The organism is Mycobacterium shigaense (genome assembly GCF_002356315.1).
GTDB classification, from domain to species: Bacteria; Actinomycetota; Actinomycetes; order Mycobacteriales; family Mycobacteriaceae; genus Mycobacterium; species Mycobacterium shigaense.
This window is the reverse complement of sequence record NZ_AP018164.1, coordinates 3,855,132-3,873,705: the sequence shown is the minus strand read 5'-3', so window position 1 is coordinate 3,873,705 and position 18,574 is coordinate 3,855,132. Positions and strand designations below refer to the sequence as shown.

Below are 18,574 nucleotides of genomic sequence, written 5' to 3'. Positions count from 1 at the left end.
GGATGAACGATCCCGAGATCCACGCCACTGAGTGGCGCCTGCCCACCGCGACGTCCGACGGTGCGCCGGAGACCCGTTCCGAGTTGAAGTTCCACGTGCGCGAGGGGCTGCGGGAGAGCTTTGTCGACCCCGCGACCGGCAAACGGCGGGGTCTGCGCACCGCCCTGCGCGAACTTCAGGCGGACCGCCGCCGGACCGCCTGACGCGGCGGATGCGACCCGAACGGCGCACCCGCTGCTCGACTGACGGCCGGCTTGACCTATGGTAAGGCAACCCTTAGTTTGTGGGCAGTCGTGGTGGCGGGATTCGTCGCCGCGGGAGAGGACCGTCGATGGCACGCGGCTTCCAGGGTGCGATATTGCGCGGCTTCGGCGCGCGCGATCACACGGCGACGGTGCTCGAAACCGTGCCGATCGCACCCCATTTCGTGCGAATACGGATGGTGTCGCCGACGCTGTTCGAGGATGCGGAGGCCGAGCCCGCGGCTTGGCTGCGCTTCTGGTTCCCCGACCCGGACGGGTCCGACACCGAGTTCCAGCGCGCCTACACGCTCTCGGAGGCCGACGCCGCGGCCGGCCGCTTCGCGGTCGACGTGGTGCTGCACGAGCCGGCCGGTCCGGCGTCGAAGTGGGCGCGCACCGTCGAGCCGGGCGCGACGATCGCGGTGATGTCGCTGATGGGCTCATCGCGCTTCGCCGCGCCCGAGGAGCAGCCCGCCGGCTACCTGTTGATCGGCGACTCGGCGTCGATCCCGGGCATGAACGGGATCATCGGGACGGTTCCCGCCGACGTCCCCGTCGAGATGTATCTCGAGCAGCACGACGAGCGCGACACGCTTATCCCGGTTGCGCAGCACCCCCGGCTGCGGGTCCACTGGGTTCCCCGCCGCGACGAACACTCGCTGGCCAACGCGATCGAGACCCGGGACTGGTCGAATTGGTATGCGTGGGCCACCCCCGAGGCCACCGCGCTGAAGAGCGTCCGCAAGCGGCTGCGGGACGCGTTCGGGTTTCCCAGGTCCGAGGTGCACGCGCAGGCGTACTGGAGTGCCGGCCGCCAGATGGGTACCACTCGTGGTCCCGAGATCCCCGCCGCCGACACCGACGCCCCGGTGACCCCCGAGCCGGAAAGCGCGGTGGCGCAACCCGAGTCGCCGGGAAGTTGGCGCGCCCAGGCCGCCGGCCGGTTGCTCGCGCCGCTGCGGTCCGCGCTGATCCTGTCCGGCGTGCTGCAGGCAGTGATCACGCTGGTACAGCTGGCGCCGTTCGTCTTGCTCGTGGAGCTGGCCCGATTGCTGGCGACGGGCGCCGACGAGTCGCGGCTGTGGAACGTCGGCATCGCGGCCGTTGCGGTGCTGGGCCTGGGCACGGTGCTCGGCGCCGCGCTCACGCTCTGGCTGCACGTGATCGATGCGCGATTCGCCAGCGATCTGCGCTCGCGGCTGCTGAGCAAGATGTCTCGCCTGCCGCTGGGCTGGTTCACGGCGCGCGGATCGGGCTCGATCAAGCAACTGGTGTCCGATGACACGCTGTCGCTGCATTATCTGGTCACCCACGCCATCCCGGACGCGGTCAACGCGGTCGTCGCGCCGGTGGCGGTGCTGCTCTATCTCTTCGTCATCGACTGGCGAGTGGCGCTGGTGCTCTTCGGGCCGGTGCTGGTGTACGGGGTGATGACGTCGTCGCTGACCATCCAGTCGGGTCCGCGGATCTTCCAGGCCCAGCGGTGGGCCGAGCGGATGAACGGCGAGGCCGGCGCGTACCTCGAGGGCCAACCCGTGATCCGGGTCTTCGGTGGTGCGGCCGCGTCGAGCTTCCGGCGCCGCCTGGACGAGTACATCGGGTTCCTGGTCGCCTGGCAGCGGCCGATGGCCGGCAAGAAAACCGCCATGGACCTCACCACCCGGCCCTCGACGTTCCTGTGGCTCATCGCGACCGCGGGCACCGTGCTGGTCGTCACGCACCGGATGGATCCGGTGAGCCTGCTGCCGTTCCTGTTGTTGGGCACCACGTTTGGTGTCCGGCTGCTCGGCATCGCATACGGCCTGGGCGGTATCCGCGCCGGCATGCTGGCGGCGCGTCGCCTGCAGATCGCGCTCGACGAGCCGGACCTCACGGTGCACGAAGGACACGGCGCAACGCCGGAAAGCCAAGCGGGACTGGTGCAGTTCGATCGCGTCGGCTTCAGCTACCGCCCCGGCGTGCCGGTGATCGACGACGTCTCACTCCAACTGCGGCCGGGCACGGTGAGCGCGCTCGTCGGACCGTCCGGCTCCGGGAAGTCGACGCTGGCCGCGCTGTTGGCTCGATTCCACGATGTCGAGCACGGCGCGATACGCGTTGGGGGCCAAGACATCCGCTCACTGAGCGCCGACGAGCTCTACACGCGCGTCGGTTTCGTGCTGCAGGAAACCCAGCTGGTGCACGGGACGGTCGCCGAGAACATCGCGCTGGCCGTCCCCGACGCCACCGGCGAACAAATCCAGGCCGCCGCCCGCGAAGCGCAGATCCACGACCGGGTGCTACGGCTGCCCGAAGGCTACGACACCATGCTGGGCGCGAGTTCCGCGCTGTCGGGCGGTGAGCGGCAACGTCTCACCATCGCCCGCGCCATCTTGGCCGACACCCCGGTGCTGATCCTCGACGAGGCCACGGCATTCGCCGACCCGGAGTCGGAATACCTTGTCCAACAGGCACTTAACCGACTGACGCGCAACCGCACCGTGTTGGTCATCGCCCATCGGCTGCACACCCTCACCCACGCCGACCAGATCGTCGTGCTCGATCACGGACGAATTGTCGAACGCGGCACCCACGCGGAGCTGCTGGCCGCCGACGGACGCTACAGCCGGCTCTGGGAAACGGGTCAGGGCAGCCCCGTGGCCGTGACCGGCGCGGCTCATAAGGCCGCCCGATGATCCGCACCTGGATGAACCTGGTTCCCGCCGAGCGGCGCGGCGAGCTGATTCGCTACGCCGTCCTCGCTGTCGTCTCGGTGGTCGTGCGCGCGGTGGGCGCCGTCCTGCTCGTTCCGTTGGTGGGGGCGCTGTTCAGCCAGACGCCGCGCAGCGCGCTGGCCTGGCTGGGCTGGCTGACCGCAGCGACCGTCACCGGGTGGGTGATCGACAACATGACCGCGCGGATCGGTTTCGATCTGGGCTTCGCGGTCCTCGACCACACCCAGCACGACGTGGCCGACCGGCTGCCGCAGGTTCGGCTGGACTGGTTCACCGCCGACAACACCGCGATGTCCCGGCAGGCGATCGCCGCGACCGGTCCGGAACTCGTCGGGTTGGTGGTCAACCTGCTCACCCCGCTGACCACGGCGGTGCTGCTGCCCGCGGTCATCGCGCTGGCCCTGCTGCCCATCTCCTGGCAGCTGGGCGCCGCCGCGCTGGCCGGCGTACCCCTGATGCTGGGGGCGCTGTGGGCCTCGGCGCGATCGACGCGACGCGCCGACGCGGCCGCCGGCGACGCGAACACCGCGCTCACCGAGCGGATCATCGAATTCGCCCGCACCCAGCAGGCGCTGCGGGCGGCGCGTCGGGCCGAACCGGCTCGCAGCTTGGTGGGCACCGCGCTGGCCGCGCAGCACCGCGCGACGATGCGTTTGCTGGGCTTGCAGATTCCCGGCCAGCTGTTGTTCAGCATCGCCAGCCAGCTGGCCCTGATCCTGCTGGCCGGTGCCACCACGGCCCTGACCGTAAACGGCACGCTCACCGTCGCCGAGGCGATCGCCCTGATCGTCGTGATCGCCCGCTACCTGGAGCCGTTCACCACCGTCAGCGAACTCGCGCCGGCGCTGGAGAGCACCCGCGCGACCCTCGACCGCATCCGGGGCGTGCTGGCGGCGCCGGTGATCGCGGCCGGGGTGGGCCGGCTGGGAGAGGGCGTCCGAGAGGGAGCTCGAGATGGATTCAAGGCAGCGGGCGTCGAATTCGACGACGTCGCCTTCGGTTACGACGGCGCTGGCATGCCGGTGCTGGACGGGGTCAACTTCGCCCTGCGGCCGGGCACCACGACGGCGATCGTCGGGCCGTCGGGCTCGGGCAAGAGCACGATCCTGGCGCTGATCGCCGGGCTGCACCAGCCGACCCGCGGGCGAGTCCTGCTCGACGGCGCCGATGCCGCCGCGCTGGACGCCGAGGAGCGGCGCGCGACCAGCAGCGTCGTCTTCCAGCATCCCTATCTCTTCGGCGGGACGATCCGCGCGAACGTGCTCGCCGGAAACCCCGGCGCGGGCGACGACGAAGTGGCCGGGGCGATGCGCTTGGCCCGCGTCGACGAGCTGATCGGCCGGCTGCCCGACGGCGCGGAAACGGTTGTCGGCGAAGCCGGGTCGGCGTTGTCCGGCGGCGAGCGGCAACGGGTCAGCATCGCGCGTGCCTTACTGAAGCCCGCCCCGCTGCTGTTGGTCGACGAGGCTACGAGCGCATTGGACACCGAGAACGAGGCGGCGGTCGTCGATGCGCTCACCGCCGATCCGCGGGCGCGCACCCGGGTGATCGTCGCGCACCGGCTGGCCAGCATCCGCCACGCCGACCGCGTTCTGTTCGTGGACAACGGCAAAATCGCCGAGGACGGCGCGGTCGACGAATTGCTCGCCGCGGGTGGGCGTTTCGCCGAGTTCTGGCGCCAGCAACACGAGGCGGCCGACTGGCACATCCTCGCCGACTAAATTCCGGGCACGGCCCGCCGCTCTTGCGGTATGCCTTACAGTTCATGGGACAGTCGGACCGGGGAGTACTGGAGGTCTTTGTACATGAGTGCTGTGGTGTCGATTCCGCGCCATCCGGCCGACGTGACCGCCGAATGGCTCTCCACGGCCCTGAGCGGGCGGGGTGCCTCCGTCGAGGTGTCCGCCGTCGACGTCGTCGCCATCGGCACCGGGCAGACGGGCGCGACCTATCGCGTTGCGGCCAGCTACGCCACCGACCCGGGTGGGTTGCCGCGGACTTTCGTGATCAAGCTGCCGGCGCAGGACGACGCCGTGCGGGATCGTGTGGTGATCGGCTATCGCAGCGAGTGCGCGTTCTACGCCACGGTGGCCGACCGGGTGCGGGTGCCGACGCCGCAGTGCTTCTACTGCGAGATCACCGACGACGCGATGGACTACGCGCTGTTACTGGCCGACCAGGCTCCCGCGGTCCAAGGCGACCAGATCGCCGGCTGCGGCGAGCAGGAAGCGCGGCTGGCGGTCGTGGCCCTGGCCGGACTGCACGGACCCAGCTGGTGTGACCCGTTCTGGCTGGATCTTCCCGGTATTGCGTTCGCCCGTCCGGACGCGGCGACCGCCTCGGGCATGGGTGAGGTCGCCAAGATGAGCGCCGACATCACCCTGGAAAAGCTAGGGGACAGGATGGCCGCCGAGGATCGCGAGACCTTCGGTACCGCAATGGGTTTGGTGGCGCCGTGGCTCATGACCGAATGGGACCGGTTCGCGCTGCTGCATGGTGACTACCGGCTCGACAACCTGTTGTTCGATCCGGGTCGCGCCTGGGTGAGCGTGGTCGACTGGCAGACCCTGGGCGTGGGTCTGCCGGCCAGGGACCTGGCCTATTTCACGGCCACCAGCCTGGATTCGACGCTGCGTTCCCGGATCGAAAACGACCTCGTCGACGACTATCACCGGGCGCTGCTGGGTTACGGGGTCACCGGCTACGAGCGGGAAACCTGCTGGCGCGACTACCGGCTGGGCGTCGTCCAGGCGCTGCTGATCTCCGCCCTCGGCTTCGCGTTCGCGGTCTCCACCGAGCGCGGCGACGACATGGTGCTGACCATGCTGACGCGCGGCTGCCGAGCGATCCGCGACCTGGACACGCTGGAACTGATCGGTTAGCGGCTGAACCGCCCCGCCAGGTACTCGTTGCGGCACGCGTTGCGGGCGAGCTTGCCGCTGGTGGTGCGCGGGATGCTGCCGGCGGCGACGAGCCGCAGATCTGCGAGCCGGAGATGATGCTCGCGCGACACCGCCGCCCGCACGGCCGCCTCGACCTCGGACGGATCGGTTCGCCCCACGCCCGCAGCACGTTCCGCGACGACGACGAGTTGCTCGGCGGCGCTTCCGTCCGGACTGTCCAGCGCGTCGGCGGGGACCGAGAAGGCGGCCACGTAGCCGGCGCGGATCGCCTTCGAGGACTGACTGACCGTCGTCTCGATGTCGTGCGGGTAGTGATTGCGGCCGTCGACGATGATGAGGTCCTTTGCGCGACCCGTCAGGTACAGCTTGCCGTCGACGTAGACGCCGAGATCGCCGGTGGCGAGCCAGCAGCCGTTGTCAGGGGCGCCCTCGGCATGACTGCCCACTTCGAGCCGGGACTGTAGCTTGTTGCCGAAGGTGCGTTGGGTCTCCGCTTCGCGGCGAAAGTAGCCGCGGCCGATGTTGTTGCCGTGCAACCAGATTTCCCCGACCTGGCCGTCGGCGGCCTCCGCGCCCTCCGTGGTGGTGATGACCGCCCATAGGTCCGGCAACACGGGCCCGGGCGAGACGTGAGCGACCGCGCCCGGGTTGTCCGGCGCGACGACGACGGCGCGCCCCTCGGCGAGTTCGGCCCGGTCGAAGTAGACCGCGCTCGCCGTATCGGACGGGGCGAGCGTGGTCACCCCCAGCGTCGCCTCGGCCATCCCGTACGACGGCTTGACCGCGTTGCGGGGCAGGCCGTAGGGCTCGAAGGCCTTGGTGAATTTCTCGATGGCCGCAATCGTCACCGGCTCAGACCCGTTGAGCAGGCCGACGACGTTGGTGAGGTCGATGGTCTGGCCGGCGGGCGGCAGCCCGCGCTCGGCCGCCAACTCGTAGGCGAAGTTCGGGGCCGCGGCAAACGTCCGACCGTACGCGGCCTCCGCGCTGAGCTGCTTGAGCCATCGGTACGGGCGGCGGACGAACGCCATGGGGTCCAGCATCACCAGGTACCCGCCGCCCAGCGCGGGGAACATCAGCATCAACAGGCCCATGTCGTGGTACAGCGGAAGCCAACTGACGCTGCGGATTCCGCGATCGAGCCCGGCGCCCAGAATCATCTGCACGACGTTGGTGCACACGGCGCGGTGAGTGATCTCGACTCCGGCGGGGATGCGCGTGGAGCCGGAGGTGTACTGCAAGTAGGCGAGATCGTCGGTGCTCACCGCCGGTTCGGTAAACATCGAAGCAAGGGTGTCGGGGATGGCGTCGACGGCGATCATCCGGGGCCGCCCGGCCACCGGGTGCGTCCGCAGGAATTCGCGCACCGACTCCGCCGCCGCGGTGGTCGTCAGCACCACCGTGGGTCGGGCGTCGGTCAACACGGCCGTCAGCCGTTCCGCGTGCCCGGACAGGGTCGGCGCGAACAGGGGCACCGAGACGTTGCCGGCATGGACGGCCGCGAAGAACGCGGCCACATACTCGACGCCCTGGGGCGCCACGATCGCCACTCGATCTCCGGGGCGGGTGACCTGTTGCAACCGCGCGCCGATCGCGCGCACCCGCGTCCACAACTGGTTCCAGCTCATGTCGACCGTGCGGCCGTCGTGGTCCTTCGCGTAGTCGACGAACCGATACGACGGGGAGTCCCCGAGCACCCGACGATTTCGATCGAAGAACGAGGTCAGCGTGATGCCATCGGGGATGACGATGCTGCCGTCGGCCTGGACGTAATCGTTGAGGTCAGCCAGGTCCGGCTGAACGACAGTCGTCGGCGGGGGATTCCGACTCATGAACAAAGAATAAGAGAGGAATAAATTTTCTTCGCCGACCAGTGAGCGTGACGCCCATCACTTTTTCATAACAATGTGATATAGATCACTTTATCGCTGACTGGTTACGACCACGGGCTCGGACGCCTGCAGTATGCCTCGGGGCGGCGGTCAGTACTGGGTGGACCCCTGGTCGACGCGGATCTGGGCCGCGGTGACCTTGCGCGATTCGTCACTGGCCAGCCAGCACACGGCGTCGGCGATCTCTTCCGGCTCGGCGATCCAGTCGGGCAGGAACGGCGTCACGACGTGTGCGAGCTGCGGGTTGGTCTCCATCGCGCGGCCGACCTCCTCGACCATCCGGCCGGAGCCCATCGGGGTGTTCACCGGGCCGGGGTGGACGCTGTTGACCCGGATCGAATGCTTGCCTAACTCGGCGGCGAAGGCGCGGGTCAGCCCGGTGACGGCGTGCTTGCTGGCGGTGTAGTGCACCATGAACGGCTGCATCTTCGCGCCCGCCGCCGAACTGATCAGGATGATGGAGCCGCCGCGGCCGCCTTCGATGATCTTCTCCGCGCCGGCCATCACGGTGTTCCAGGTGCCGGTGACGTTGATGTCCAGGACGTCGGCGAAGTCGTCGGGTGTGATCTCGTGCCACGGCTGGGGCGCCGCGACGCCGGCGTTGGCCACGATGATGTCGAGACGGCCCAGTTCGGCGACCCCGGCGTCGACGGCCTCGCGCAGCGCCGCCAGATCGCGGGTGTCCGCGACCGTGGCGAGGATCCGGCGGTTCGTCTCTTCGACGAGGCGAACGGTTTCGGCGAGGTCCTCCTCGGTGGCCGGGTCGTAGGGAACGCACGCTGGGAGCTTGCCGGCGATGTCGACGGCGATGATGTCGGCGCCCTCCCGGGCCATCCGCACCGCATGTGCGCGACCCTGGCCGCGTGCCGCCCCCGTGATGAAAGCGACGCGGCCCTCGAGCCTTCTGGTCATTGCTGCTCCTTTGTGGGGGTGGCCCGCTGGGCCGCCTTGACGAGGTTCGATCCGATGATCAGGCGCTGGATTTCGCTGGTGCCCTCGTAGAGGCGCAGCAGCCGCACGTCGCGGTAGATGCGTTCCACGGCTACGCCACGCATATAGCCGCTGCCGCCGTGAATCTGCACCGCGAGATCCGCTACCCGGCCGGCCATTTCGGTGCAGAAGAGCTTGGCCGCCGATGGCGCGATGCGCCGGTCCTCGCCGCTGACCCACAGTTGCGCGGCCTCGCGGACCAACGCGCGGCCGGCCATCACCTCGGCCTGCTGGTCGGCGAGCATCGCCTGCACCAGTTGGAAGTTGCCGATCGGCTCGCCGCCCTGTGTCGCGGTGGCCGCATATTCGACGGACTCGTCGAGCGCGCGCGCCGCCGCGCCGACCGCGAGCGCGGCGATGTGGACCCGGCCCCGCGCCAGCGAGGTCATCGCGGCCCGGTAGCCGACATCCTCGCTGCCGCCGACGAGCGCCTCGGCGCCGACCCGGACCTCGTCGAAGCTCACGTCGGCCGTCCACGCGCCCTCCTGGCCCATCTTGGCGTCCTTGGCGCCCACCTCGACGCCCGCGATGTCCGCGGGAACCAGGAAGACCGCGATCCCGGGGCCCTGCTCGTCGGCCGGACGGGTGCGGGCGAACACCACGAACAGGTCCGCGACGGGCGCGTTGGTGATGAAGCGCTTCTGGCCGGTGACCACCCAATCATCTTGGTCGTGAACGGCTTTCGTACGCAGGCCGGCAGGGTTCGAGCCGGCGCCCGGCTCGGTCAGCGCAAAGGAGGCGACAACCTCACCCGTGGCGATCGGCTCCAGCCAGCGGGCCTTCTGGTCGTCGGTGCCGAACCCGACCAGGACCTGCCCGGCGATGCCGTTGTTGGTGCCGAACATCGACCGCAGCGCCAGCGACGTGTAGCCCAATTCCATTGCGAGCTCGACGTCTTGCCGCAGATTCAGGCCGAGGCCGCCCCACTGTTGGGGGATCGCGTAGCCGAACAGTCCCATCTTCTTGGCCTGGTCGCGCAGGTCGTCGGGCACCCGGTCCTCGTCGAGGATCTCCTGCTCGCGGGGAACCACGGCGGTGCGGACGAAATCACGAGTCTGCGCGAGGATGTCCCGGAAATCCTCGTCAGACACTTCGGGAATGTCGGCAGTGGTCATCGATGACGCTCCCTCCTGGTGTTCGGAGGCGATCCTATATGAAATATGATATTGGATCGCCGGCCCCCGGGGCTGCGGCAATAGCGGGTGAGGATGGGTGAACGAGTGACGTTGCTGAGCGGACAGACCGCGGTGATCACCGGTGGAGCGCAGGGACTTGGTCTGGCGATCGCGGAACGCTTTGTGGCCGAGGGTGCGCGGGTGGTGCTCGGCGACGTCAACCTCGAGGCGACCGCGGCCGTGGCCAAACAGCTGGGCGGGGACGACATCGCCGTGGCGGTCCGCTGCGATGTGACGCAGGCATCCGACGTCGAACAACTGATCCAGACCGCGATCGAACGTTTCGGCGGCCTGGACATCATGGTCAACAATGCCGGGATCACCCGTGACGCGACGATGCGCAAGATGACCGAGGAACAGTTCGATCAGGTGATCAATGTGCACCTGAAGGGCACCTGGAACGGCATCCGGCTGGCGGCGGCGATCATGCGGGAAAACAAGCGCGGCAGCATCATCAACATGTCCTCGGTGTCGGGCAAGGTCGGCATGATCGGCCAGACCAACTACTCGGCGGCCAAGGCCGGAATCGTCGGCATGACCAAGGCCGCCGCCAAAGAGCTTGCCTACCTTGGGGTTCGGGTGAACGCGATTGCCCCCGGCCTGATCCGATCGGCCATGACCGAGGCCATGCCGCAACGCATTTGGGATTCGAAGGTCGCCGAGGTGCCGTTGGGCCGGGCCGGCGAACCCCGCGAGGTCGCCAGCGTGGCGCTGTTTTTGGCTTCCGACCTGTCTTCGTACATGACCGGCACCGTCATGGAAATCACCGGCGGCCGGCATCTGTAGAGAGGTCTGACATGCGCGAAACCGTGATCTGTGAACCGGTCCGGACGCCGATCGGCCGCTACGGTGGCGTATTCAGCTCGCTTACCGCCGTCGACCTCGGCGTCACCGCCCTCAAGGGGCTGCTCGAGCGCACCGGGCTGGCGCCCGACGCCTTGCAGGACGTGATCCTCGGGCACTGTTACCCCAACAGCGAGGCGCCGGCGATCGGGCGCGTGGTGGCCCTGGATGCCGGCCTGCCCGTGACCGTTCCCGGCATGCAGGTCGACCGCCGCTGCGGGTCGGGGCTGCAGTCGGTGATCCAGGCGTGTCTGCAGGTGGGCGCCGGGGACAGCAATCTCGTCGTCGCAGGCGGCTGCGAGAGCATGAGCAACGTCGCCTTCTACTCCACCGATATGCGTTGGGGTGCGCGCAACGGAGTGCAGGTGCACGACGGGCTGGCCCGAGGCCGCACCACCGCGGGTGGCCGCCACTACCCGGTTCCCGGCGGGATGCTGGAGACGGCCGAGAACCTGCGCCGGCAGTACGGCATCTCGCGCAGGGAGCAGGACGAACTCGCCGCGCGGTCGCATCAGCGTGCCGTGGCCGCGCAGAAGGACGGTGTCTTGTCCGAGGAGATCATTCCGGTCACCGTGCGCACGCGCGGCGCCGAGGAACGGATCGACACCGACGAGCATCCCCGCGCCGACACGTCGGTGGAGTCGCTGAGCAAGCTGAAACCCATTCTGGGCAAAGAGGATCCGGAGGCGACGGTCACCGCCGGGAACGCCAGCGGTCAGAACGACGCGGCATCCATGTGCGTGGTGACTACACCGGAGAAGGCGGCCGACTACGGCCTGAGGCCGCTCGTCCGCCTGGTGTCGTGGGGATCGGCGGGCGTGGCGCCCAACATCATGGGCATCGGCCCGGTGCCCGCGACCGAGGTCGCGCTTGCCAAGGCGGGCCTGCGCCTGTCCGATATCGACCTCATCGAACTCAACGAAGCCTTTGCCGCACAAGCACTCGCGGTGATGCGGGCCTGGAACTTCGGGGCGGCCGACTTCGACCGGACCAACGTGCACGGCTCGGGGATCTCGCTGGGGCACCCCGTCGGTGCGACGGGCGGGCGGATGCTCGCGACGCTGGCCCGTGAGCTCGATCGCCGCCAGGCGCGCTACGGCTTGGAGACCATGTGCATCGGCGGCGGCCAGGGGCTGGCCGCGGTGTTCGAACGCGTCATGCCGGCATGAGTGGCCCGCTGACCGGTCTCACGGTCGTCGAGGTGTCCAGCTTCGTCGCCGCGCCGCTGTGCGGCGTCACGCTGAACCAGCTTGGTGCGCAAGTGATCCGCATCGACCCGATTGGGGGCGCCTCGGATGTCAAGCGCTGGCCGCTGACCGAAGATGGCACGTCGATCTACTGGACCGGGCTGAACAAGGGCAAGCGGTCGGCGACCATCGACCTGCGCTCCACCGAGGGGCGCGAACTGGTCCGGCGCCTGGTCGCCGAGGGCGACGGGATCGTCGTGACCAATGCGGTGCTGCCCTGGCTGAGCCATGAGTCGTTGGCCGCCAAGCGTTCCGACGTCATCCACGTACAGCTGCTCGGCCGCGGCGACGGTTCCACCGGCGTGGACTATACGGTGAACGCGGCCATCGGCTACCCCCTGGTCACCGGTCCTGCCGACCACGCCGGTCCCGTCAACCACGTGCTGCCGGCTTGGGATGTGTCCTGTGGTCTCTACGCGGCGCTCGCCGTTGTGTCGGCGGTATACCGACGTGAGCGTTCCGGGACGGGCGCGCGGGTCAGCCTTGCACTGGAGGATGTGGCACTGGCCACCGCGGGAAACCTGGGGCTGCTGACCGAACCGCAGGTGACCGGAACCCAGCGGGAGCGGCTGGGCAACGCGATCTACGGCCAGTACGGACAAGACTTCGTCAGTTCCGACGGCGTCAGGTTCATGCTGGTGACCCTGACCCGCAGGCACTTCCGTGACCTGGTCGAGGTGACTGGCACCGGGCACCCGGTGTCGGCCCTCGCCGATGCGCTGGGTGTGGACTTCGAAACCGAGGGCGACCGCTACCGCTATCGCGACGTGGTGTCCGGCCTGTTCGGCACCTGGTTCGCCGAGCATACCGCTGAGGAGATCACCGCGGCCCTGTCGGGCACCACTGTGTTGTTCGAGCGATACCGCACTTTCGCGGAGGTTGTCGAAGACCCGAAAGTGACTGAGAACCCGCTATTTTCCCGGTTGCACCAGCCGGGCGTCGGCGACTATCTGGCCGCCGGCCTGCCGGCCGCATTCGACGGCGTCCACGCCGCTAGCGACGCCGCCCCCGCGCTGGGCCAGGACACCGCTGACATCCTCACCGAGAAGCTGGGTTTGACCGCCGCAGACATCGCGCGTTTGGCGGACGCCAGAACGATCGCCTGCTGAGCAGGCGGAAGGGAACCACAGCGCAATGACCAAACTTGCCCAGACCCTCGGCCTGACCGAGTTTCAGACCGAGATCATCGCGACCGTGCGGCAATTCGTCGACAAGGAAGTCATTCCGAACGCGGCCGAGCTCGAGCGGGGCGACATCTATCCCCAGCACATCGTCGACCAGATGCGTGAGATGGGTCTGTTCGGCCTGATGATCCCCCAGGAATACGGCGGGCTGGGCGAGTCCCTGTTGACGTATGCGCTGTGCGTCGAAGAGTTGGCACGCGGCTGGATGAGCGTATCCGGGGTCCTCAACACGCATTTCATCGTGGCCTACATGCTGCGCCAGCACGGCACCGAGGGGCAGAAGCAACGCTTCCTGCCGCGAATGGCGGCCGGCGAAACCCGCGGCGCCTTTTCGATGTCGGAGCCCGAGCTCGGTTCCGACGTCGCCGCCATCCGGACGCGGGCGACGCGCAATGCCGATGGCAACTACACCATCAACGGCCAGAAGATGTGGCTGACCAACGGTGCCACCTCGACGCTGGTCGCGGTCCTGGTGCGTACCGACGAAGGCTCGGACAAACCGCACCGCAACCTCACCGCCTTCCTGGTCGAGAAGCCAACGGGTTTCGGCGAAGTCGTGCCGGGGCTGGTGATTCCCGGCAGGATCGACAAGCTGGGCTACAAGGGCATCGAAACCACGGAGCTGATCTTCGACGGCTATGCGGCCGATGCCGATGATGTTCTCGGCGGCAGCACGGGCCAGGGCTTCTTCCAGATGATGGACGGCATCGAGGTCGGTCGGGTCAACGTGTCGGCGCGCGCCTGTGGCGTCGGGATCCGCGCCTTCGAACTCGCGGTGCGTTACGCCCAGCAGCGGCACACCTTTGGCAGGCCGATCGCCGAGCATCAGGCCATCGCCTTCCAAATCGCGGAAATGGCAACCAAAGTCGAAGCCGCACACCTGATGATGGTCAACGCGGCGCGGCTCAAGGACTCCGGGGAGCGCAACGACGTCGCCGCCGGGATGGCTAAGTACCTGTGCAGCGAATACTGCGCCGAGGTCACCCAGCAGAGCTTCCGGATTCACGGCGGTTACGGCTACTCCAAGGAGTACGAGATCGAGCGGCTGATGCGCGACGCCCCGTTCCTGCTCATCGGCGAGGGGACCAGCGAGATCCAGAAGAACATCATCAGCAAGCGGTTACTCGCCGAGTACCAGGTGTGAACCCATGAGCAACCCGGATTTCGCTGCGCGGCCACACCTTTCTGATGATGTCGCGCGCCTGATCCGCAGCCGGATCTTCGACGGCAGCTACGCCGCGGGCACTTATGTCCGGCTGGACCAGCTGGCCGCGGAATTGGGGATCAGCGTCACACCGGTGCGCGAGGCGTTGTTCGCGCTGCGCGCCGAGGGCCTGATCGCCCAGCAGCCGCACCGCGGATTCGCGGTGCTGCCCGTCACAGGCCGCGATGTCACGGACGTGGCGAACGTGCAGGCCCACGTCGGCGGCGAGCTGGCCGCCCGGGCCGCGGTCAACATCACCGCCGAACAATTGCTCGAGCTCAAGCAGATTCAGGCTCAACTGGAAAAGGCCTACGCTGGCGATGACCAGGAGCGGACCGTGCGGCTCAATCACGAGTTCCACCGGGCCATCAATGTCGCCGCGGCCTCCCCGAAGCTTGCCCAGCTGATGTCGCAGATCACCCGCTACGCGCCCGAATCGGTGTTTCCGGCGATCGAGGGATGGCCCGGTCAGTCGATACAGGACCACCGGCAGATCCTGGACGCGCTTGAACTGCACGACGAGGCGCTCGCCCGCTCGGCGATGTCGGAACACCTTGCGGCCGGCGCGGTTCCGCTGATCGATCACCTCGTTGCGCGCGGGGTGGTGGTGGAATCCGACTGAGGCGGGTTGTCGCGCGACGACGCTGCGCATACGCTGCCAGCAGGGTGGGCGACGGTTTGGAGAGGGAAGAAGAAATGTTCCCACTACTTCGCGGATCGGTCCTCGTCGTTGCAGCCGTGGCGTTCGCGGCTCCAGCGCACGCCGATTTGCTCGACCCGATTCCGGGCAATGGAGTCTTCGTCGTCGGGCGTGACATTGCCCCGGGCCTCTACCACACCGCCGGCACGGCGTCGACGTTCGGAGTCTGGATCAACAACGTGCCGACCCAGGAGTCGATGTGCGCGTGGTTCACCTACAGCACGCCCGATGCGAACAAGGACCATGTGGTTCAGACGAATATGTCCGTCGGTCCGATGTACGCGAATATCAACACGACGATCAAGGCCTTCGAGTCGCAGAACTGCGAGCCGTGGACGCGGGTCCCTTAAGCCAGCCTGCACATGTTCTTCCACCGGTTGGGGCCGGTGCTGGCCCGCCGCCTGCTGTTGACCGGTGACGTCATCGAGGCGGGCGAGCTAGAACATCTCGGAATCTTCACCGACACAAGCGATCCCGGCGCCGTCACCGCGCGCCCACGGCACCAACCTGCAATTCGGGCCCGACGAGTTCAACTTCGTCAAGACCCGGGCCCAGCACGGCACCAAGGAAGCGTTCCGGCTGCGCGACGAACACTTCCATGTGCCCGAGCCCGAAGCGTGACAACCGAATTCGCGTGGCCTAGCGGCCCGCCGCCGCCTTCGGCCTGCCGCGCTGCCCCGGTGACTTGGCCGCCTTGCGCGCCCGTGACGGCGCCGACTTGGCGCCCTTCGGCCCTTCGTCGATCAGTCGGCCGGCGTGGTCGAGGATACAGTTGAGTCCGTACTCGAAATTGGTCTCGTCCGGCGCCCCGATCCGGTGACCGATCCGGGTGATCTGCGACAGCAACGGAGTGCTCTCGGGGTCGATGGTCACGGCATCCTCGATGGCGCGGGGCCCGGCGTCCGACGACTGGTTCTTTTCGTAGAGCCGCTGCAGCACGACCGATCCCCGGACATGTACCGAGATCGCGGAGTAGGTGTCGAAGGCGTCCTCGGGTGAGAGGCCGGCCTCGACCAGATTCGAGACCGCCTTCTCCATTTCCTGGGCGCCCATCCGCGCCGCTTTCGGGCTGAGCGCGGCCCGGATCAGAATCAGGTCGCACAGAATCGGGTTGCCCATGAACGTTTTACGCATCAGACGCGCGTGATTGCGCAACGTCTCGCGCCAGTCGCTGGCCTCGACGTACGGGGTGGCGAATACGTATTTACTCAGGGCGCGGTCGGTCATCGCGTTGAGCAGGTCGTCCTTTTTGCGGAAGTACCAGTAGATGCTCGTCACACCGACGCCGAGATGTTTGCCGAGCAGTGGCATGCTCAAGTTGTCGATCGACACCTGCTCCGCGAGTTCGAATGCGCCGCTGATGATGTCGTCGGGATTGATCGAACCCCGTTCGCGTCGCTGACGCCTGTCGGCGTTAGCCTGCTTTGCCACTCCCGGCACCTCCGTCGAAATGTATCCTGTACAGCGGCCACCGATGCGCTCACCTGCACATACCTAGCCCGTGTCGCCGCTCGGCGGTGACCGTCAACCCGGCTTTCCTGCACTTTTCCCTCTGCTACTGTAATACCTATCGTAGGGTTTTTGGTAATACAGCTGGGCGGACGACGATGACCGGGCTGAAGCCATGGATCTCGGGTTGACGAATGCCGCGACCGTCGTGGTCGGCGGCAGTCGCGGTATGGGTCTGGCCACGGCCCGTTGCCTCGCCGACGACGGCGCCCGGGTGGCTGTGATCGGCCGCACACAGGCCGTCCTGGACAGCGCCGTCGCTGAGCTTTCGGAACGCGGCAGCCCGGATGCGGTGGGTCTGGTCGTCGACATCGGTGACGCGCAGCAGGTGACGAAGGCGTTCGCCGAACTCGGGGAGCGATTCGGCGGTGAACTCAACGTCCTCGTCAACACGGTCGGGCCGGGGGCCGCGGGCAACTTCGAACAGCTCACCGACGAGCAGTGGCTGCAATCCGTCGAGGACGGCGTGCTGGGCATGGTGCGCTGCGTGCGTACGGCACTTCCGCTGCTGCGCAACGCGGAATGGGCGCGGATCGTCAGCTTCTCGGCGCATTCGACACAACGGCAGAGCGTCATGCTGCCGGCCTACACCGCGGCCAAGTCGATGCTCACCAGCGTCTCGAAGAACCTGTCGCTGTTGCTGGCCCCCGACGAGATCCTGGTCAATGTCGTGTCGCCGGGCAGCATCGCTTCCGGGTCGCTGGTCAGCTGGGCGCAGTCGGTCGGCGTCGACGGCGGCGATCCCTATGCGTTGATGCAGGCCATCGACCAGCATTTCGGGCATCCCGCACACATGCCCCGCGCCGGACTGCCGGAGGAGATCGGTCCGGTCGCGGCCTTCCTGGCGTCGCGGCGCAACTCGTACATGACCGGGGCGAACATCAACGTCGACGGCGGTTCGGATTTCACCTGATGTGAAATCTGTTGTTCGACAGAAGGAGTGAACAGTGGCGACGGCTAGCCAGGCGCGTGCGTGGGCACGCAGTGCGCTGCGCGGGATCGGGGATTCGTTGTATACGCCGTTCTGCGGCACCGACGGCGACGACATCGACTGGGACGCCTATCGGGCGCTGGTACGGTATTGCGTCGGCGACCTCGGGCACCCGATGTTGTGGTGCACCAGCGGCATCGCCGAATTCTGGTCCCTGACCATCGACGAGCGTAAACGCCTGTTAGAGGTGGCGATCGAGGAGGCGCGCGGCCTGAACCCGGACGTCGTCGTGCAGGCTTGCACTGCGGCGACGTCGGCGAAGGACTGTCTGGAATTGACCCGGCATGCCCAACAGGTGGGCGCCGACATCGCTTACATCCAAACGCCGATGATGGAGGCCCACGGCGGCGAGGGTGTGCTTCGATTCTTCAAATACATTGCGGCGCGTACCGATATCGCGCTGGGCATGTTCAATTCCCCGTCCTCCGGCTATGTCCTGACCCCCGCCGAGAGCGCGCGCATCTACGACGAGGTTCCCGCGGTGTGCGCGACCAAGGAAGGCGCCTTCCGGCCCGAGGCGAGCCGGCGGCTGCACGAGTTGGCGCCCGGCCTGGCCGTCTGGGAATGCGACCGGACCGTGTACCGCGCCGGGTGGTTGCGGGCGGGCATCGTCTGTCCCGCGCAATTGGGTACGGCCGGCTACCTGTTCGAGACACCGCGGCGGCGGCTGTTCTCGGAGTATTGGGAACTGGTGTACAACGACAAGCTGCTCGAGGCGATGGACTACGGCCGGGAATCCGGGATGGACCAGTTCGACCTGGACATCGGCTCGTGGTGGACGTGCTATCCGGGACGGGCGGACTACTTCACCCACTGGGGCGGCGCGTTCAAATATGCCGCCTCGCTGCTGGGTCTTCCGATCGGCGACTACCCGCATTCCCGGCCGCCGCAGGCGGAGCTGCCGCCGGAGGCCAAGGCGCAGATCGAAAGCGCCTACCGCCGTCTGGGCCTGGTCGCCGTGTAGCCGAAAGTCGCCGCGG

15 protein-coding genes and 2 pseudogenes are annotated in these 18,574 nt (G+C 67.8%); 13 read left to right on the top strand and 4 right to left on the bottom strand.

From position 1 onward, the window contains the following. Positions 1-47: 47 nt before the first annotated feature. The 4 genes and pseudogenes from MSG_RS18040 to MSG_RS18025 form a co-directional block, all read left to right on the top strand. Positions 48-203, top strand: a pseudogene (locus MSG_RS18040) (acyl-CoA desaturase); the annotation flags it as partial. Between the two features lie 128 nt (positions 204-331). Beyond that, a complete protein-coding gene (locus MSG_RS18035) occupies positions 332-2,917 on the top strand; it encodes an ABC transporter ATP-binding protein/permease (RefSeq protein ID WP_096441711.1) in 2,586 nt (861 codons plus the stop codon). Further along, positions 2,914-4,677, top strand: a complete 1,764-nt coding sequence (locus MSG_RS18030; protein WP_096441709.1) for an ABC transporter ATP-binding protein — start codon at positions 2,914-2,916, stop codon at positions 4,675-4,677. Before MSG_RS18035 ends, MSG_RS18030 begins: the two co-directional genes overlap by 4 nt. A gap of 84 nt (positions 4,678-4,761) precedes the next feature. Continuing rightward, entirely contained in the window at positions 4,762-5,838 is a 1,077-nt protein-coding gene (locus MSG_RS18025) for a phosphotransferase family protein (RefSeq protein ID WP_096441707.1), read from the top strand. On the opposite strand, the gene MSG_RS18020 is transcribed toward MSG_RS18025, so the two are convergent. The 3 genes from MSG_RS18020 to MSG_RS18010 form a co-directional block, all read right to left on the bottom strand. After that, positions 5,835-7,691, bottom strand: a complete 1,857-nt coding sequence (locus MSG_RS18020; protein ID WP_096441705.1) for a fatty acyl-AMP ligase — start codon at positions 7,689-7,691, stop codon at positions 5,835-5,837. The genes MSG_RS18025 and MSG_RS18020 overlap by 4 nt on opposite strands. 150 nt (positions 7,692-7,841) lie before the next feature. Then, positions 7,842-8,663 (bottom strand): mycofactocin-coupled SDR family oxidoreductase, encoded by an 822-nt coding sequence (locus MSG_RS18015; protein ID WP_096441703.1) that lies wholly within the window; start codon positions 8,661-8,663, stop codon positions 7,842-7,844. Further along, on the bottom strand, positions 8,660-9,856 hold the full coding sequence (locus MSG_RS18010; RefSeq protein WP_096441701.1) for an acyl-CoA dehydrogenase family protein: 1,197 nt from the start codon (positions 9,854-9,856) through the stop codon (positions 8,660-8,662). Before MSG_RS18010 ends, MSG_RS18015 begins: the two co-directional genes overlap by 4 nt. A 93-nt stretch (positions 9,857-9,949) precedes the next feature. Here MSG_RS18010 and fabG point away from each other — a divergent pair, with 93 nt between their 5' ends. From fabG to MSG_RS17975, 7 genes and pseudogenes are all read left to right on the top strand, one after another. Continuing rightward, complete coding sequence (gene fabG, locus MSG_RS18005) at positions 9,950-10,702, top strand: 3-oxoacyl-ACP reductase FabG (protein ID WP_096441699.1); 753 nt, start codon at positions 9,950-9,952, stop codon at positions 10,700-10,702. A gap of 11 nt (positions 10,703-10,713) precedes the next feature. After that, on the top strand, positions 10,714-11,928 hold the full coding sequence (locus MSG_RS18000) for an acetyl-CoA C-acetyltransferase (protein ID WP_096441697.1): 1,215 nt from the start codon (positions 10,714-10,716) through the stop codon (positions 11,926-11,928). After that, positions 11,925-13,115, top strand: coding sequence for a CoA transferase (locus MSG_RS17995; protein ID WP_096441695.1), 1,191 nt, complete (start codon positions 11,925-11,927; stop codon positions 13,113-13,115). The genes MSG_RS18000 and MSG_RS17995 overlap by 4 nt, the downstream gene beginning before the upstream one ends. A gap of 25 nt (positions 13,116-13,140) precedes the next feature. Beyond that, entirely contained in the window at positions 13,141-14,334 is a 1,194-nt protein-coding gene (locus tag MSG_RS17990) for an acyl-CoA dehydrogenase family protein (protein ID WP_096441693.1), read from the top strand. A gap of 4 nt (positions 14,335-14,338) precedes the next feature. After that, entirely contained in the window at positions 14,339-15,016 is a 678-nt protein-coding gene (locus MSG_RS17985) for a GntR family transcriptional regulator (protein ID WP_096441690.1), read from the top strand. A gap of 74 nt (positions 15,017-15,090) precedes the next feature. Further along, entirely contained in the window at positions 15,091-15,444 is a 354-nt protein-coding gene (locus tag MSG_RS17980) for a hypothetical protein (protein WP_096444640.1), read from the top strand. A 3-nt stretch (positions 15,445-15,447) separates the two neighbouring features. Then, a pseudogene (locus MSG_RS17975) lies at positions 15,448-15,715 on the top strand (enoyl-CoA hydratase/isomerase family protein); the annotation flags it as partial. Positions 15,716-15,733: 18 nt separating this feature from the next. Here MSG_RS17975 and MSG_RS17970 read toward each other — a convergent pair. Further along, positions 15,734-16,525 (bottom strand): TetR/AcrR family transcriptional regulator, encoded by a 792-nt coding sequence (locus tag MSG_RS17970; RefSeq protein ID WP_096441688.1) that lies wholly within the window; start codon positions 16,523-16,525, stop codon positions 15,734-15,736. 193 nt (positions 16,526-16,718) lie between these two features. Between MSG_RS17970 and MSG_RS17965 the strand changes: the two genes are divergently transcribed. Together MSG_RS17965 and MSG_RS17960 are read left to right on the top strand one after the other, a co-directional pair. Next, positions 16,719-17,516, top strand: coding sequence for an SDR family NAD(P)-dependent oxidoreductase (locus MSG_RS17965; RefSeq protein ID WP_096441686.1), 798 nt, complete (start codon positions 16,719-16,721; stop codon positions 17,514-17,516). Positions 17,517-17,550: 34 nt separating this feature from the next. Further along, the gene (locus tag MSG_RS17960) at positions 17,551-18,558 is read left to right on the top strand and encodes a dihydrodipicolinate synthase family protein (protein WP_096441684.1); all 1,008 of its coding nucleotides are present in this window, start codon (positions 17,551-17,553) and stop codon (positions 18,556-18,558) included. Positions 18,559-18,574: the final 16 nt, after the last annotated feature.

Bases quoted from the DNA above. Each gene is read 5' to 3' on its own strand.
- MSG_RS18035 (WP_096441711.1), top strand. From the start codon at position 332: ATGGCACGCGGCTTCCAGGGTGCGATATTGCGCGGCTTCGGCGCGCGC.
- MSG_RS18030 (WP_096441709.1), top strand. From the start codon at position 2,914: ATGATCCGCACCTGGATGAACCTGGTTCCCGCCGAGCGGCGCGGCGAG.
- MSG_RS18025 (WP_096441707.1), top strand. From the start codon at position 4,762: ATGAGTGCTGTGGTGTCGATTCCGCGCCATCCGGCCGACGTGACCGCC.
- MSG_RS18020 (WP_096441705.1), bottom strand. From the start codon at position 7,691: ATGAGTCGGAATCCCCCGCCGACGACTGTCGTTCAGCCGGACCTGGCT.
- MSG_RS18015 (WP_096441703.1), bottom strand. From the start codon at position 8,663: ATGACCAGAAGGCTCGAGGGCCGCGTCGCTTTCATCACGGGGGCGGCA.
- MSG_RS18010 (WP_096441701.1), bottom strand. From the start codon at position 9,856: ATGACCACTGCCGACATTCCCGAAGTGTCTGACGAGGATTTCCGGGAC.
- fabG (WP_096441699.1), top strand. From the start codon at position 9,950: ATGGGTGAACGAGTGACGTTGCTGAGCGGACAGACCGCGGTGATCACC.
- MSG_RS18000 (WP_096441697.1), top strand. From the start codon at position 10,714: ATGCGCGAAACCGTGATCTGTGAACCGGTCCGGACGCCGATCGGCCGC.
- MSG_RS17995 (WP_096441695.1), top strand. From the start codon at position 11,925: ATGAGTGGCCCGCTGACCGGTCTCACGGTCGTCGAGGTGTCCAGCTTC.
- MSG_RS17990 (WP_096441693.1), top strand. From the start codon at position 13,141: ATGACCAAACTTGCCCAGACCCTCGGCCTGACCGAGTTTCAGACCGAG.
- MSG_RS17985 (WP_096441690.1), top strand. From the start codon at position 14,339: ATGAGCAACCCGGATTTCGCTGCGCGGCCACACCTTTCTGATGATGTC.
- MSG_RS17980 (WP_096444640.1), top strand. From the start codon at position 15,091: ATGTTCCCACTACTTCGCGGATCGGTCCTCGTCGTTGCAGCCGTGGCG.
- MSG_RS17965 (WP_096441686.1), top strand. From the start codon at position 16,719: ATGGATCTCGGGTTGACGAATGCCGCGACCGTCGTGGTCGGCGGCAGT.